The sequence below is a fragment of the Blautia liquoris genome, assembly GCF_015159595.1.
Lineage (GTDB): Bacteria > Bacillota > Clostridia > Lachnospirales > Lachnospiraceae > Novisyntrophococcus > Novisyntrophococcus liquoris.
Genome location: NZ_CP063304.1, coordinates 523758 through 539387, shown reverse-complemented (window position 1 = coordinate 539387; position 15630 = coordinate 523758). Strand labels below are relative to the sequence as shown.

The following is a 15630-nucleotide window of genomic DNA, read 5'->3' as shown; positions in this document are numbered from 1 at the left end:
CACCCCCACTTTACCATGAGTATACGGCATTGCGCACCTCAAGTCAATATTTGCGGAGAAAATAACTTCTATCACTGCATTTTTTCCTGCTTTACCTTGTGATCGATCACATGGCGCTTTGCAAGTTCATCTCGAACGTCATTGATCGAAATGCCCATCTCTGCCATCAACACCAACACATGATAAGTCAGATCTGAGATCTCAAAAATAGTCTCATCCTTTGCGCCGCCCTTCCCGGCGATCACAACTTCTGTCGATTCTTCCCCTACTTTTTTCAGAATCTTGTCCATGCCCTTTTCAAATAAATAGGAAGTGTAGGACCCTTCTTTTTCATCTGTCTTTCTTCCCTCTATCAATTCATATAGGCCGTCTATGGAAAAATCCTTTCGAATACCGCCGTCGTATATCTTATCGTTAAAACAAGACTGTGTCCCAAGGTGGCAGGCCGGCCCGTCTTTTACCACTTCAATCACCAGGGCATCCCTGTCACAGTCCGCAGTGATGGAGACGATATGCTGGTAATTCCCGGATGTCTCCCCTTTTCGCCAAAGTGTTTTCCGGCTCCTGCTCCAAAAACATGTCTTTCCCTCCTTCATGCTGACTGAAAGGCTCTCGCGGTTCATATAGGCAAGAGTCAGCACCTGTTTCGTATAATAATCCTGTATAATGGCCGGTATCAGACCATCCGCATCAAATTTCAACTGCATTTCATCTTGATTCATCGAATATATCCTCCTGGCATGCCCACAGATAATAAACTGCGGCCCGTTTCACATGCGTATTTCAATCTGCTCGTCCATAAGGTACCTCTTTAATTCAGGGATTTTCACTTCTTTGAAATGAAAGATCGATGCGGCCAGTGCCGCGTCCACATCCGGAACCTCAAGAAACAGTTTAGAAAAATGCTCCCTGTTTCCCGCACCGCCAGATGCAACCACCGGGATCGACACATTTTCACAGATCGTGCGAAGCATTTCCAGATCAAATCCTTTCTTGACACCGTCTGTATCAATACTGTTTACGACCAGTTCTCCCGCACCATTTGTCTCTCCCCTCTTTGCCCATTCGACTGCATCGATTCCGGTGTCCTCTCTGCCTCCTTTTCGAAACAGATGATAGTGATTTCCGACACTTTTTACATCCATGGAGAGCACGACGCACTGATCTCCATAGCGTTTCGCCGCCTCTTTGATTAAGTCGGGATTATCGATCACTCCGGAATTGACACTGACCTTGTCGGCTCCACACTTTAAGACCCGATCAAAATCTTCCAGTGAATGTATTCCACCGCCGACGGTAAGCGGAATAAAAATCTGGCGCGCAACTGCCTTTAAAACTTCTGTAAAGAGCAGACGTTTTTCCACAGATGCCGTGATATCATAGAAAACAAGTTCATCCGCGCCATTTTCGTAATAATATTCTGCGAGTTCTACGGGATCTGACACATCACGAATCCCTTTAAAATTCACCCCTTTTACCACACGTCCGTCTCTCACATCCATGCAGGGTATGATTCTCTTTGTGACCATGTTTCCTCCTATTTTCGCGCCGTTTCTGTGCCTTTGATTAGTTCTCTCAGATCCAAAGTTCCGGTATAAATCGCCTTTCCCACAATAGCGCCATAGATTCCCATCTCCTGCAGGCTGACAAGTTCATCTTTCCTTGAAATACCGCCGGATGCGATCATATTCAGTTCCCTGATTTTACATAGTTTTCGGTAGATTTCAAGATTCGTGCCCTCCAGTTTTCCATCTTTTTCAATATCCGTAAAGATTACCGTCGAAACACCAGATGCGGCACAGGTTTTGCAGAAATCGAATGCATCAACTTTCGTGCCCTCCTGCCACCCATGGATAGCAACGCATCCGTCTTTTGCATCGACACCAACTGCAATACTGCCGCCATATCTTTCCACCATCTCCTCTACAAACGAAAAATCCGTAACCGCGGCGGATCCTAAGATCACACGTCTGACACCTGCAGACAGATACTTTCCGATCTGCTCTTCCCTTCGAATGCCGCCGCCAACTTCGACAAAGAGTTTTGTGTTCTTTACGATTTCTGAGATAATCGGTTCATTAACAGCATAGCCCGCTTTGGCACCATCGAGATCCACCACATGAAGATGGGTGGCTCCCTGCGCTTCAAACTGTTCTGCTATCTCAACAGGGTTGTCCGAATACACCTCCATCTGGTCATAATCACCCTGCGTCAAACGGACAACTTTTCCTTCTTTTAAATCTATCGCGGGAAAAATAATCATTTTATCATGCTCCTTTTCTTACAGACTTGCAAATGCCCGCAGGATATTGAGGCCAGCTTCTCCGCTCTTTTCCGGATGAAACTGCGTTCCATAGACATTTCCTCGGCAGACGGCCCCGGTGATATCGACACCATATTCTGAAGTGGCAATGGTGCTCTTGTCACATCCTTTTGCATAATACGAATGCACATAGTAGACGTAATCCCCCTCTTTGTTATTTCGTAAGAGGGGATTTTCTTTCGTGAATTTGAGACTGTTCCAGCCGATATGCGGAACTTTCAGATTGCCCGACAGATCCTCCGACAAGGGGCAAATCTCCCCCGGTATCAGGCCAAGTCCGGGGCAGGATCCATATTCATAACTTCGCTCAAACAAAAGCTGCATTCCCAGGCAGATGCCGAGAATCGGTTTACCGTCTTTTGCTTCCTGACATATCATACGTACAAGATCAAAATGCTGCAGCATATCATAGGCATCGGGAAATGCCCCTACCCCGGGAAGAATTAATCGGTCTGCACGTCGGATCTGGCTGTAATCACTGGTGATTATGTTGTCGATGTTCAGATAATCCAAGGAGCTGGTAAGCGAGAATAGATTTCCAACTCCATAGTTTATGATTGCAATCATGAATAATGCCTCCTCATAATATGCCTTTTGTGGAAGGTATCTCCTCCGCAAATTCAGGATCAATGGCTGCCGCCCCTTTCATCGCATGGCCGAGGGCTTTAAACATAGCTTCGATGATATGGTGTGAATTTTTCCCGGAAATCTGCCGAATATGTATCGTTGCCCGAAGTGTGCGGGAAAAACCCAGCATAAAATCCTCCACCAGCTCTGTGTCAAAATCCCCGACCTTTGCTGTCGGAAGCACCGCATCATAGATGAGCAGATCGCGGCCGCTCAAATCAACCGCACACAGGATCAGTGCTTCGTCCATGGGGAGGAGCATGCTCCCATATCTGCTAATTCCGCGTTTTTCGCCCAGAGCTCTGGCAAATGCCTCCCCCAGACAGATTCCGATATCTTCAGTTGTGTGATGATAGTCTACCTGCGTATCGCCTTCACAAGTTAGCTTCAGATCAAATCTGCCGTGTCTTGTGAAAAGTTCCAGCATATGATCTAAAAACCCACACCCCGAATGGATGTCATATTTTCCGCTCCCCTCAATCACAAGTGTAAGCGAAATATTTGTCTCACTTGTCCGCCGGCTATACTCTGTCTCTCTCACTTTTGTATCACCTCCTGCATCTTTTTGCTTCCTTTCAGTATCTTCTTCGTCTCTTCCAGAAAAAAGTCCATCTGTAAAGGAGTTCCTATTGAGATTCTTACGTAATCTCTGATTCTTTCTGTGTTAAAATGGCGCACTAAAATTCCATGCCTCTTAAGTGCCAAATAATACTCCTCTCCTTTGATCCCATCTGGTTTTGCAAACAGAAAATTTGTATCGGAATTTGTCACAGTAAATTTCAGTTCACGCAAAGCACGCTTCGTCTTCTCCCTAGTTTGAATCAGTTCTTCACAGCACATGCAATAATACTCTTCGTCCAGTACAGCCGCTGTCCCGGCTTTCATCGAAAGGCTGTTGATATTGTAAGGGTTAAAAGAAAATTTAAGTTTTTTCAGGTCTGCGATTATTTCTTTAGATGCAATTGCGTATCCCAGTCTGGCACCGGCCAGTGAACGGGATTTTGAAAATGTCTGCACAACGATCAGGTTGTCGTATCTCTCAAGGAGCGAAACAGATGACTCGCCTCCGAAATCAATATAGGCCTCGTCGATGATAACCAGATGCTCCGCGTTAGTTTTCAAAATCTGCTCGATTTCCTCTCTTTTCAAGGAAAGTCCGGTTGGGGCATTTGGGTTGGCGATCAAAACATTCTTCCCACAGAAAGCATAGTCGCCGAGGTCAATTGTAAAATCCGCTTTCAATGGAATCTCGTTCCTTTTTAGGCCAAAAAGTGCGGCAAATACCGAATAAAATCCATATGTGAGATCGGGATAACAGATTTCATGATCTTCGTCGCAAAATGCCTGGAAGAGAAATGCCAAAACCTCATCGGATCCATTTCCCAAAAAAATCTGATTTGCATTCACCTTATATTTCGCCGCAAGCACCTCCGAAAGCAACCCTGCGTCCGGATCTGGATACAGCTGCAGATTCTCTTCCTTATTTTTCGCTGCGAGTACTGCTGGGGAAGGCGGATACGGAGATTCATTCGTATTCAATTTCAGATACTTTTTACCGTGAGGCTGTTCTCCCGGCACATACGGTTCAAGGCTGTTCAATCGTTTGCTCAAAAACCTGCTCATAGCAGTTCCCCTTTCGTTCTCACGGATATCGCCCGGGCATGGCCGTCTAATCCTTCCTTTTTTGCAAAATCAATCACGTGGTCTCCAATCTTGTCCAGTGCATCGGCGGTGTAGTAGATAAAAGAAGATTTTTTCACAAAATCATCCACGGACAGTGGGGAGGAAAATCGCGCTGTACCACCAGTTGGCAGTGTATGATTCGGGCCTGCCAGATAATCTCCAAGTGCCTCCGGGACCTGCGTTCCGAGGAAGATAGAGCCTGCGTTTTTCACAGCACCCAAAATCCGAAAGGGATCTTGAACAGAAAGTTCCAGATGTTCCGGTGCGATCTGATTGCTGATCTTTACTGCTTCATCGATGGAATCTGTCAGAATGATCTTCCCGTTGTTCTCCATAGACGTCCTTGCAATTTCGCTTCTGGGAAGCGTCATGAGCTGCTTTTTTAGTTCTTCTTGCACCTCTTTTGCAAGTTTTAACGAATCCGTCACGAGCACGGCACTAGCCATCCGGTCATGTTCTGCCTGCGAAAGAAGATCGGCCGCGACCTGCGCAGGTTTTGAGGTCTCATCTGCAATCACCAGAATTTCACTGGGACCTGCGATCATATCGATATCCACCATGCCATAGACACGCCGCTTGGCAGTGGCGACATAGATGTTGCCGGGACCCGTAATTTTATCTACACGCGGAATAGTCTTTGTGCCATAACAAAGTGCCGCAATTGCCTGTGCACCGCCCACTTTAAACACACGGGAAATTCCCGCTATTTGGGCCGCGGCAAGTACCTCAGGTTTTATACTGCCATCTTCATTCGGCGGTGTCACCATGACCACCTCTTGTACACCTGCCAGTTTAGCCGGTACTGCATTCATCAAAACCGTGGACGGATAAGCTGCAGTTCCGCCCGGAACATACAGACCCACTCTTTCAATCGGTGTAATTTTCTGTCCCAGTACTACCCCCGGCTGATCGGTGATAACAAATTGACTGCGCACCTGACGTCTATGAAAATCCTCAATATTTTTCCGGGCGAGTTTTAAGGTTTCTAAGAATTTCGATGCCACGGCCTTATATGCCTTCTGCATCTCCTCCTGACTTACTTCAAGCGAAGAAAGGTCGGCATGATCGAATCTTCTGTTGTACTCATACAATGCCTGATCTCCGTTTGTCCGAACAGATGCGAGAATCTCATCGACAGTCCTCTCTATTTCCGGGTCAAAACAAATTCCCCGTGTGAGAATGTCTTCCTTTTTCATGTCTTTCGCTTTATAAAATGATATCACCGTCCAATTCCTCCTTCAATTTGATCTGCATCTGATTCACCGCCTGATGCTTGAAACGATAGCTCGATTTATTCGCGATCAACCGTGCACTGACCGGCATAATCTCCTGAATCACTTTCAGATGATTTTCCTCAAGTGTTCTGCCTGTTTCCACGATATCCACAATCACATCGGATAGTCTAAGCAGCGGCGCCAGTTCAATGGAACCGTGTAGTTTTATGATTTCGATTTCGCGATTCACGGATTCGTAATATGACTTTGCTGTCTTTGTAAATTTCGTGGCAACACGCAGCACACGATCCCTATCTTCTTGATAATCATCCCTGGCTGCCACGGCCATCTTGCACCTTCCAAGCCCTAGATCCAGAAGTTCATACACATCGCTATCGCTCTCGAGCAGCACGTCTTTGCCGACCACACCCACATCGGCAGCACCGTGCTCGACGTAGATATCGACGTCACTGGGCTTTACCAGAAAATATCGAATCTGCTTTTCTTCATTCTGAAATACCAGCTTTCGGCTGTCCTCATAGATGGATCTGCAGTCATACCCTGCACGGGAAAACAACTCATAGACTTGATCTCCAAGACGACCCTTCGGCAATGCAATATCAAGCATGCTCCGCCTCACTTTCTTCTCTATAATTCACAAGTTTTTGAAACCTGCAATCCTCGGGAATACTTCTTTCCGTTCTCACACGATACCCGGCATTTACCATCTCGCAGACCGTCTTTGACAAGGTTTTAAAATCTGCTGCTTCATCGTAGAGGAGCAGTATGTCCACATCATATTCCTGTTTTACGGGATAAACGCGGTTCAGATCATTTAAATAGAGTGCAAATCCGATTCCACCGGCATCTTTTTCAAACTTCTCAAGAAGATGATCATAGCGCCCGCCGAACAATACATTTTGCGGAAGGTGTTTTGTGAACCCCTGAAAAACAATCCCGTTGTAATAATCTATCTGATTCACAATGGAAAAATCAATATGTATATGATTCGAAAAAGGGTGTATGGATGCAATTTCCATCAGCTTTTTGAGTTCCTCTAAAGCGCTGCTCATAGATTCATTCTCCACAAGTTCTTCCGCCTTTTTGAGCATTTGGTAAGCGTCGCCGTCTGTCATAACCATCGCCTCCAGCTTTTCACAGTTTTCTCTTGAAATTTCTTCTCTTTTACAGATTGCCCTCAGATCATGAAGATTCCTGGATCGGATACAGGCGAGCAGTTCTTCTCGGACAGAACGATCTATGCTCATGTTGTCGAGCAAACCGGTCACAAATCCCATGTGCGAGATATCAAGAATAAATTCCGATTCAATCGCCGCCAGACTCTCAAGCGCCAGCTCCAGGATTTCCCATGTCTCATATGTCCCTACATCTCCAATCAGTTCCAGACCCATCTGGCTGATCTCCTGATATTCATGAGAATCCTTTGAATGACGAAATACGTTTTCCATATAATATAGTTTATCAGTCTGTCCACGTCTGGCTTTCGTATTCTTGATGATAGAGAGTGTGACATCTGGTTTAAGTGCCATCATCTTTCCCTGTGCATTTGGAAATGCAATAATCTGATCACTCGGCAGAAAATCCCTGTTTTCCAGATACAAACTGTATTCCTCGAATCCGCCCATCTTATATTTTTTATATCCAAACTGCTCATATACGCTTCGCAGTTTAGACGAGACCTGCTCATCCTTTTTCAGAGTTTCCTTGAATACCTCCATACTGCTCCTTTACTATAGTAGAGTGGTAAATTGATAAGTTGATAAAGAGTATAGATTACTTTAGTATAGTAGTCAAGTAAATCGCTACATTGTTTACAGAATGTTCATATTTTGGGCAAGAAAAAAGAATGGCAAAAGCCATTCCTGTTTCTTTACCTTATACGTAATCAAAGTATATACCATTTTTTCTGGATAGAACAACAATTTTCCCACTTATCTCTGTGACAACGGTACCTCTTTAAAACAGATTCCCAGATTGGTATGTCGTTCAAGGGAATGCTTGTCTGCTTTTATGAATTCCCATGACTGCTTAAAATCATCCGACACAGAAAAATCCGAGTCTGCGATAAAACTTATAAAATCATCTAAATGATCCTTATATTTTTTTGCGAATGCAAAGGAATCATTTTCTTTATCTTCATCGGAACTGTTCAATTTATTATACAGAACATGATCTAGATTTGCCGACATATAATAGGCACGATACAAAATGGAGCCCCATACTTTTGTCATAACGCAGATACGGTTTATATTGTCACTTTTTCTTTTGTTTCGTTGGATGATCTGATCTGGCCTTGCTGTACGGATTTCTGTCGTTGTATAAAATGGTTTCTTTGCACTGGGATCCTCTACAACATCCTTTTCTTCTATATATGCTCCATCTGTATCGATCAGATGAATAATCTCCTGAAAATCATTCTGTTTATAATGATTTGACCTCGCATATTCCTGAACTACTCTTCCTATTTTGGCGGCAATATTTCCAGGCGTGACAGACGACTTAGAAGTGATGTCTCCGTGAGTGATCTCAACATGAACCACAGACTTGTCATAGATACGATGAATAATAACCCCCAGTGCCTCGTCATCGGAAGGCCCTTCTACAATTACAAATACAATTTTTTTACGTGGCACTGATGTCACCAGCCTCTCTGAAAGCCAGAGCAATTTCTGCATTATTTGTCGGCTTGTAAACCTCCTCGTTCTGCTCACCGAGAACAATATCTCTGAAATAAAAGTCGCGCAGATTGTTATTGTCTTTAAGATTCGACATTCTCATATATCTTTTTGAGGGATTTGTCGTTGTAAATGCAATAAAACCTCGATCCAGTGTCTCTAAGGGGCGAAGGTTATGGGACGTAAAGATCAGCTGACCTTTTCCTTTCTCAGATATAATGCGGAGGATTTCTCCCAGAAGATATTCAAACACACCCGAATCCAGTTCATCAATCGCAACTGTAATCGAGGACTGATTATAGATCACAATCAGAAGCTGAAGAACAGAAATTATCTTCTTAATTCCCTCGGATTCGTATTTTAGAGGAATATCTTTATTGTTTTTACGCGATATCAGCTGAATTCTGGTTCCCTCTTTCCCATTTTTCAAAGTCTCAGAACCTGATTCTTTCAGACCAATCGTCAATCCCGGCACGAGCTGTTCAAGTACTATGTTCATATTGCAAATGATCTTTTTTGCTACATTTAGTGCATCTTTCGGAATAACGGCAGAACTGTCAAGCGGCAGTGTCAGTTGTCCGATCATGCCGCTGGTTCTTTCTTCATATTTAAAAGATAATGGAAGGGCATTCATACTGATCATGCCTGTATTCGCTGTGTTTATGACAAATAATTCATAGTTTCCATAAAAGATCAAGTTTTCCAATAAGGTCAGATGCCGCATGAATTCCAGGTCGTTTTTCTTTTCCTCCTGTTGTTTTCTGGCCGCGTTCAGCAATTCTCTTGAAAAGATGAAAGATCTCGATGAATTAGCTGCCATTTTCTTTGCTACGAGTAAGTTCATAGCCATATTCTTGTCGTTCCCGATAAGGCCATGATACTTTGAAACCGGGACAAATACACCGTCCGTCCGCGTATCGATCAATGGACCTTTCCGAATCCTCTGCCCCGATCCTTCAAAAGAATAGCTGAGAATTTCATCAGAAATTACTATTTTGTATGGAATTTCATAACCTTCTGACAGATCCAGATTCTGCTCCGAAAGATTTTCCTCTCTTCGAATATGGAATTCATAAAAAGCCTCAAATTTACCCGAAGGTGTTAAGACTTCAAACACATACATCATATTTGCATATTCGGCATCAATATTGATATAATCGGCCATCTCTGTGGGTATGGTTTTCCCGCAAAGTGTATATTTTAACAACTGTATTGCATCTATCAACGCTGTTTTCCCAGAACCGTTCTGCCCGTACAATCCCAGAATACTTGAACGGAAATCTTTTCTTCGGTTTATAAAATTTAACTGTCCGTTTTCGACATTTTTAAAATTCTGAATTGAAATTTCAGATAAGCGAACTGACGAGTTTTTCACACTGACCACCTCCATGATTACAATTAACTGTATTCTATCATTTCTTTATATCATGGTCAATCGAATTGATAATTATTCATATTTTGTTCCAATTTACTGTTCCACTCTTATGCTGCTGCAAAATTCCTTACCGATTTCTCCTATTACAGGGCTGTCTCCTTTTCACAGTAGATACTCAGTTCAGAAATATACCCTGCAAAGGCCTCTTTTAACGGCTGTTCATAAGTATTTCCGATTGGAACGGCTTCACCCGTTTTTAACAATAACTCTCGCTGACGAAACATTGCAATGTAGGGCAGCTGTATTAAAAAGGAACGATGGGCGCGGATAAAATTATATTTACTTAAGTGCTCTTCTAGCTGTGACATATTGCCGTAAAATTTACACGTTTTCCCCTCTCCATAATGTATCGTTACAAGCCTTCTGTGGATCTCAAAATAGGAAATCTCACGGATAGGGACTATGCCTTTTGTCCCATCAAACTCGAAAGTAAACATCTCCCCCGCCCTTTTCACGATCAGTTTCGCAGCTTTTAGAAAAACCCTTTCAAATTTAGAAAAGCTGGTGTCTTCCTTTACAAGATACTGGATAGCGCTTACTTCAAATGCATCATATACACATTCCTCATCGTTAGTCAGAAAAACAATCTGAGCTTTGCACTTGTTGTCCCGCAGTTTTCTGGCCGTATCCATTCCATTCATCCCACCCATTAAGATATCCAGATACACAATGTCCAGATCTTCCATCTTTTCTCGATACTGTTGGAATAGGGATTCCCCACTGTCAAAATAAGAAATCTCAATCGGTATCTGATGCTTTGCTGCAATCTGCCTAATTAAGCCCGCATACCGAGAGACTGCCTTTCGATCATCATCACATAATGCTATGTTTAACATTTTTTTATTACCTCCGCTTTTGTCCCTGGTATCATACTAAGAGGTTGGGGTCAAAAGTAATTTGACCCCTTATGATACACGGATTGTTACGCTCTTCGAGCTCTCACAATCCTACAAACATTCGAAATACACCCTAATCGGGTTGCTTTCTCATGTTTGTTCGGGTCCCAAAGTCATGCTTTTTCATGCAAGCATGAAACGCAGGACCTTTTGACCCTAGTATCATACTAACAAAAAATGACTATTTTTTCAAGACACGTGAGTTTTTAATTATTGACATATGACATAAATGCAGTATAATGATACTGACATATGTCGATAACTTGATTGATAAAACGAGGTGAAAAGATGGCAAGACCCAGGAAATGCCGACGTGTATGCGCACATCCGCGATGTACCAGCTTCAAGCCATGTAAAGGAGATGCTTCGGTTGTCACCATGACTCTTGACGAATACGAGGTCATCCGCCTGATTGACTTAGAAGGACTGACACAGGAGCAATGTTCAAAGCAGATGGAGGTCGCCCGCACCACTGTACAGGCCATTTACGCCAGTGCCCGGAAAACACTGGCTCAATGTATCGTAGAGGGACATCCGCTGCAAATTGGCGGCGGCGATGTGCGGATTTGCGAACATCCTCATCCATCCTGCGGCAAGTGCTGCTGCAATCGAAAAGGATCTGTCAATTTTCCAAAAGAATTGGAGGAAGAAAAATGAAGCTTGCGGTAACGTATGAAGATGGAAACGTATTTCAGCATTTTGGACACACTGAGCAATTTAAAGTCTATGATATTGATGACGGAAAGATTCAGTCAACCGCCATCTTGAACACAGAGGGAAACGGTCACGGTGCGCTGGCTGGTTTTCTGAAAGAAAAGGGTATTACTGCCCTGATTTGCGGAGGAATCGGAGGAGGTGCAAAGCTTGCCTTGAGCGAAGCGGGTATCAAGTTGTACGGCGGCGTCTCTGGAAATGCCGAACACGCTGTAAAAGACTTCCTGTCCGGTGACTTGCAATACGACCCTGCTGCAGCATGCAGCCACCACAATGAGCATGACCATGGGGAAGGAGATGGCTGCGGCAGCCACGGGATATCATCCCACGAGGAAGGGCACAGCTGTTGTGACCGCTAAAAATCAACCCGGCGCCTCCATGGTTCCGGGTTGATTTTTCCATGGCCGTTTTTTTGCTGTCCATCCTTTTTTGTTCCAGTAGGCGGCATCTGTTTCATTCCACCCATTTTTTTGCATAACTCTCATAACATGAAAAAAAGCTCTGGTTTTTATACCTGGTTTTATACAATCTGCGTGTTTCATTATTTTATCTGCTATTGCAGTCGTTTTTTTATCAATACGCTTTTTTAACTCAGGTTTCACCGTATCCCATGAGTCTGCGGCAACAGCTACTCCGTATTTATAGGTTTTTGCAGCCCCCCAAAAGAAAGTACTGTCAGCCATATCTTTATTTGTAGTTTTCATGCCTGCACCTGCAGCAGTTGAAATACATACAGCCTGTTTTTCAAACATGCTTTCTTCCGGACGGTGTACCATAAAGCGATACCCATAATGATCCAATAATGCCTTCATAGCCCCGGTAGCATGAAACACATACACCGGACTTGCCAGAATAATTACATCTGCCTGATCAATTCCCTCTGTAATCGGCTTCAGCTGCTCATAATGGGGGCAGAGCGTCTCGGATTTCATGAAACAATTCGTACATCCGACACAGATTCCGTCAAAATCTCGTGGAAGAAAAAACTCTAATATCTCACCATCCAGCTTTTCTGCAAGCATTCTTGCAATATGATATGTAGAACCCTTATGGCTCTGACCATGTATCATTGTGATTTTCACGCTGTTCCTCCTCGTAGATATACCCTATCATATGTATATTCAATATAAGTTGTATTACCACGTTTATTTTTTGATATCTTCCCTGTGTTTTCTGGAATTTTTACAGCAAAATCATAGTACATACTCGCGCCTCCTATGAGTATTTAATCCTACTCAATTAGTATATCAAAAAACCGTGATTTTGCAAACGGGAATCGCAGAAAATATCAGTATTTATGCGACTTTTGAGTTTTTTCGTGAGAGGATATTTTCAAATTATTCATTTTAGCATCGTACCACCTACGTTTACGCTATTATTTTATATTTTTTGTTTTAAAATAGTGCCGCATAATCATTCCGGTCACTCCCGTAAGACTGGCTGCCGCCAATATTACCAGATATAAAAACATGTTATTGGTATCTCCCGTTTTCGGTGAATTTGTCTTTGTTGTGTTTGTCTTAGGTAAAACAACCTTCGTTGGGGTGTAAATGTTATGAAAGTTTAATTTGCCATCTGGATATTCGATACTCCCGGTTAAACTACCCCTGCCATTGTCCGTTACAGTTACTGTAATCTTATAAACGTTATCATCCTTTTTCCAACCATTTGCCGAAGCAGAAAGTTCTTTGACCGTATATTGATAGATTCCCGGCTTATTCAAGGTTATTTTATCAAAAGCAATTACCCCTGATGCATCATTTGTTCCATGTGCTGCTAAGGTGTTCTCCTCATCAAATACACCAAATTCAAACTGATTATCTGTCAGCGTATTTCCTTCAACAGTTTTATTTCCTATTAAAGACAAAACAAATTCAGATGTAGAATAGTTGTTATGGAAATCAGCGGCTCCATCTTTATATTGTAGTACCGCTTCTAAATATCCACCCCGATCGCTGACTTCTACCTCAATCTCAAACTGACTTGAATCATAGACCCAGCCATTCCCGTCAGGTGTTTTGCTTCCGGGTTTTTGACCAATGTTCCAATCATTTGAAATAGCTGCTGACGGACCGCACTCCAACATGGTATAGGTATACGTTCCAGGCTGCTGATATTCCAGATAAGGACCAGTAAAGGTTATGCTCCCGTCTCCGGCATTGCTGACAAGATCCAGGACAATACCGTCCGCAAGCAAGGCAAATGTAAATTGTCCTGCCTCCAAACTCTTTCCCGTAAGGATTTTTGATCCTTTGATCGCTACGGAAACACTATTATCTTCTTGCGGTGCTTTATATGCATTGGAAAAAATAATGTCGATCGGACTTATCGTTTGCTTGTTATGTCCAAACCTCGTGGCTGCATGCGTTTCCCAACCTCCTTGCGCTGTTACACTTTTAGCAACCAGTGTTCCATCAACTGATCCTTCATTCGGTATAAAAGCAGTATTAGGTGCTAGAACTGATCCAATCAACAAATGCTTATTTACGCTAATCTCATCCAATTCTCCAGATGGGAAGTTCCATATAATGCGGTCTGAATATTCACGCGCAAGCTCATAGCTGGCCTTCTGATCATTGATAAACATCGCTCCGGTATTGATCCGTAATTTGTTTATCCCTGCACCAGGCAACACATTAAAGATTATATTGCCGTCATAATCATCGGGAATACTCATATAAATGCTGCGCAGCTCTGCTTGATTACCGCTAAATCCATCTAAGGTCAAATTGAAAACGATTGTGTCAAAGTCAACATAATCATTTGGGAAAATACCATGAACCGAGCTGTCAAAATAAATATTTTCGATATAATTCGAGTTATTAATATCTGCAAATGGATGGGACGCACCCGTCATGCAATTTACCACCTTAACAGCTACACCGTTTAGTTCTTTGTAATTTTGACTTAGTAATTTAAGATCGGCCTCAGCATTGTTAAAAAACCGCACTATCTTTTGTTCTGGTTCCCGTACAACAGATGTATCATATTCACGGAAGTCGCTTTCATCACCTTGGCAGTAAGAGTCATCTGATCCAATATATTCCATCGCCCGGGCAGGATTAGCATTGACGATAGAATTTTCAGTGACCACAATTGTACCACCCCAAACCTCAAGCTGGCCAGGCATATCAATATTTCCTTTTACCAATAATCGTGGCGAGTGAGGAGATACCGGCCAGCCAACATTTTTATATGGCTTTCCAAGCGAATATTGGTCAGTACTTTGAAGCTCTCCCCCAACTGCTAATCCGCTTTCTACATCTGCTCCTTGAACAGAGAAATTCTCAAAACATAATACACTGAAATAGTTTCCTGATCCGAAGGGATTGCCATTCGTACCTGGTGCCTCCCATAATAGCCCATCCCCTTTTGTACTGTTCGGATTGGGAATGGTTGCTGTACCATCAGATACGAGCACCTTGATCATCTGTGCTTCGGGCAGAGATTCCCAACCCAGGGAAGGAGATATCGAACGCTCCTGGATGGTAAAATAGTAAGTCCCATCATGAATAGGCCCAAGATCAAAAACAAAGGAATAGGAAGCCTGTCCGGAAACTGTGGTGACAGTTTTTGACGCTTGTATTCCTGAAGTGATCTCTGTCCCAGATGCATCAACCTGTTTTAACAAAAAATCAAACTTAACCCCTTCGGGGATCTGCTCTCCGGTCACTTGATGGACAACAGGAATTTGCGCAGTCTGCACTTTTTCGGCAGCCGCATACAACGGTGACGCCGGAAACAGGCCCGCTAATATTGTGACTAAAAATAACCAGCCAATGATTTTACCACATAAATTGCTTTTGCAAGCAACACCCTTTATTCTTTCTACTTGTTTTCCTTCTTTCAATTTCACTCATTCCTCCCAATATAATAATAGTGTCAATTAAGACTAGATCTTTCAGCGCAGAAATTCCTTCTTAGTATAAAGAATTTAAACTGTTATTTTGGGAGGAATGTAGTGAATCGACTGTTTTATGTACTGAAGTTAAAATCTATTCCGCAGCATATTTCTGATATTGCACAATCAAAAAGAGCTATA

The 15630-nt window shown here is 43.0% G+C and carries 17 protein-coding genes; 2 read left to right on the top strand and 15 right to left on the bottom strand.

Going from position 1 to position 15630, the window contains the following annotated elements:
- Window positions 1-71: 71 nt before the first annotated feature.
- The 12 genes from hisIE to INP51_RS02555 all read right to left on the bottom strand — a co-directional run bounded on the left by hisIE (window position 72) and on the right by INP51_RS02555 (window position 10814).
- Window positions 72-722, bottom strand: coding sequence for a bifunctional phosphoribosyl-AMP cyclohydrolase/phosphoribosyl-ATP diphosphatase HisIE (hisIE, locus tag INP51_RS02610; RefSeq protein WP_331463495.1), 651 nt, complete (start codon window positions 720-722; stop codon window positions 72-74).
- A 48-nt stretch (window positions 723-770) separates the two neighbouring features.
- Entirely contained in the window at window positions 771-1529 is a 759-nt protein-coding gene (gene hisF / locus INP51_RS02605) for an imidazole glycerol phosphate synthase subunit HisF (protein ID WP_193736200.1), read from the bottom strand.
- A gap of 8 nt (window positions 1530-1537) precedes the next feature.
- Window positions 1538-2263, bottom strand: a complete 726-nt coding sequence (hisA, locus tag INP51_RS02600; RefSeq protein WP_193736199.1) for a 1-(5-phosphoribosyl)-5-[(5-phosphoribosylamino)methylideneamino]imidazole-4-carboxamide isomerase — start codon at window positions 2261-2263, stop codon at window positions 1538-1540.
- Between the two features lie 18 nt (window positions 2264-2281).
- Window positions 2282-2890: an imidazole glycerol phosphate synthase subunit HisH gene (gene hisH, locus INP51_RS02595; protein WP_193736198.1), complete on the bottom strand. Its 609-nt coding sequence runs from the start codon at window positions 2888-2890 to the stop codon at window positions 2282-2284.
- Window positions 2891-2903: 13 nt separating this feature from the next.
- Window positions 2904-3491: an imidazoleglycerol-phosphate dehydratase HisB gene (gene hisB / locus INP51_RS02590; RefSeq protein ID WP_193736197.1), complete on the bottom strand. Its 588-nt coding sequence runs from the start codon at window positions 3489-3491 to the stop codon at window positions 2904-2906.
- Window positions 3488-4573, bottom strand: a complete 1086-nt coding sequence (gene hisC / locus INP51_RS02585) for a histidinol-phosphate transaminase (RefSeq protein WP_193736196.1) — start codon at window positions 4571-4573, stop codon at window positions 3488-3490. The genes hisB and hisC overlap by 4 nt, the downstream gene beginning before the upstream one ends.
- Window positions 4570-5856: a histidinol dehydrogenase gene (gene hisD / locus INP51_RS02580; protein WP_331463494.1), complete on the bottom strand. Its 1287-nt coding sequence runs from the start codon at window positions 5854-5856 to the stop codon at window positions 4570-4572. Before hisD ends, hisC begins: the two co-directional genes overlap by 4 nt.
- Window positions 5840-6475, bottom strand: a complete 636-nt coding sequence (gene hisG, locus INP51_RS02575) for an ATP phosphoribosyltransferase (protein WP_193736195.1) — start codon at window positions 6473-6475, stop codon at window positions 5840-5842. The genes hisD and hisG overlap by 17 nt, the downstream gene beginning before the upstream one ends.
- Window positions 6468-7586, bottom strand: coding sequence for an ATP phosphoribosyltransferase regulatory subunit (locus INP51_RS02570; RefSeq protein WP_193736194.1), 1119 nt, complete (start codon window positions 7584-7586; stop codon window positions 6468-6470). The genes hisG and INP51_RS02570 overlap by 8 nt, the downstream gene beginning before the upstream one ends.
- Before the next feature lie 213 nt (window positions 7587-7799).
- Window positions 7800-8501: a hypothetical protein gene (locus INP51_RS02565; RefSeq protein WP_193736193.1), complete on the bottom strand. Its 702-nt coding sequence runs from the start codon at window positions 8499-8501 to the stop codon at window positions 7800-7802.
- On the bottom strand, window positions 8491-9918 hold the full coding sequence (locus INP51_RS02560; protein ID WP_193736192.1) for an AAA family ATPase: 1428 nt from the start codon (window positions 9916-9918) through the stop codon (window positions 8491-8493). Before INP51_RS02560 ends, INP51_RS02565 begins: the two co-directional genes overlap by 11 nt.
- A 143-nt stretch (window positions 9919-10061) precedes the next feature.
- Entirely contained in the window at window positions 10062-10814 is a 753-nt protein-coding gene (locus INP51_RS02555; protein ID WP_193736191.1) for a LytR/AlgR family response regulator transcription factor, read from the bottom strand.
- 348 nt (window positions 10815-11162) lie between these two features.
- Between INP51_RS02555 and INP51_RS16090 the strand changes: the two genes are divergently transcribed.
- Both INP51_RS16090 and INP51_RS16085 read left to right on the top strand, forming a co-directional pair.
- On the top strand, window positions 11163-11531 hold the full coding sequence (locus tag INP51_RS16090) for a DUF134 domain-containing protein (RefSeq protein ID WP_230406855.1): 369 nt from the start codon (window positions 11163-11165) through the stop codon (window positions 11529-11531).
- A complete protein-coding gene (locus INP51_RS16085; protein ID WP_230406854.1) occupies window positions 11528-11947 on the top strand; it encodes a NifB/NifX family molybdenum-iron cluster-binding protein in 420 nt (139 codons plus the stop codon). Before INP51_RS16090 ends, INP51_RS16085 begins: the two co-directional genes overlap by 4 nt.
- A gap of 3 nt (window positions 11948-11950) precedes the next feature.
- Here INP51_RS16085 and INP51_RS02545 read toward each other — a convergent pair whose 3' ends face one another.
- The 3 genes from INP51_RS02545 to INP51_RS02540 all read right to left on the bottom strand — a co-directional run bounded on the left by INP51_RS02545 (window position 11951) and on the right by INP51_RS02540 (window position 15444).
- Window positions 11951-12670: an NAD(P)H-dependent oxidoreductase gene (locus tag INP51_RS02545; RefSeq protein WP_193736190.1), complete on the bottom strand. Its 720-nt coding sequence runs from the start codon at window positions 12668-12670 to the stop codon at window positions 11951-11953.
- Complete coding sequence (locus tag INP51_RS16295) at window positions 12667-12792, bottom strand: hypothetical protein (RefSeq protein ID WP_268885815.1); 126 nt, start codon at window positions 12790-12792, stop codon at window positions 12667-12669. Before INP51_RS16295 ends, INP51_RS02545 begins: the two co-directional genes overlap by 4 nt.
- Window positions 12793-12963: 171 nt before the next feature.
- Window positions 12964-15444 (bottom strand): Spy0128 family protein, encoded by a 2481-nt coding sequence (locus tag INP51_RS02540; protein WP_193736189.1) that lies wholly within the window; start codon window positions 15442-15444, stop codon window positions 12964-12966.
- Window positions 15445-15630: the final 186 nt, after the last annotated feature.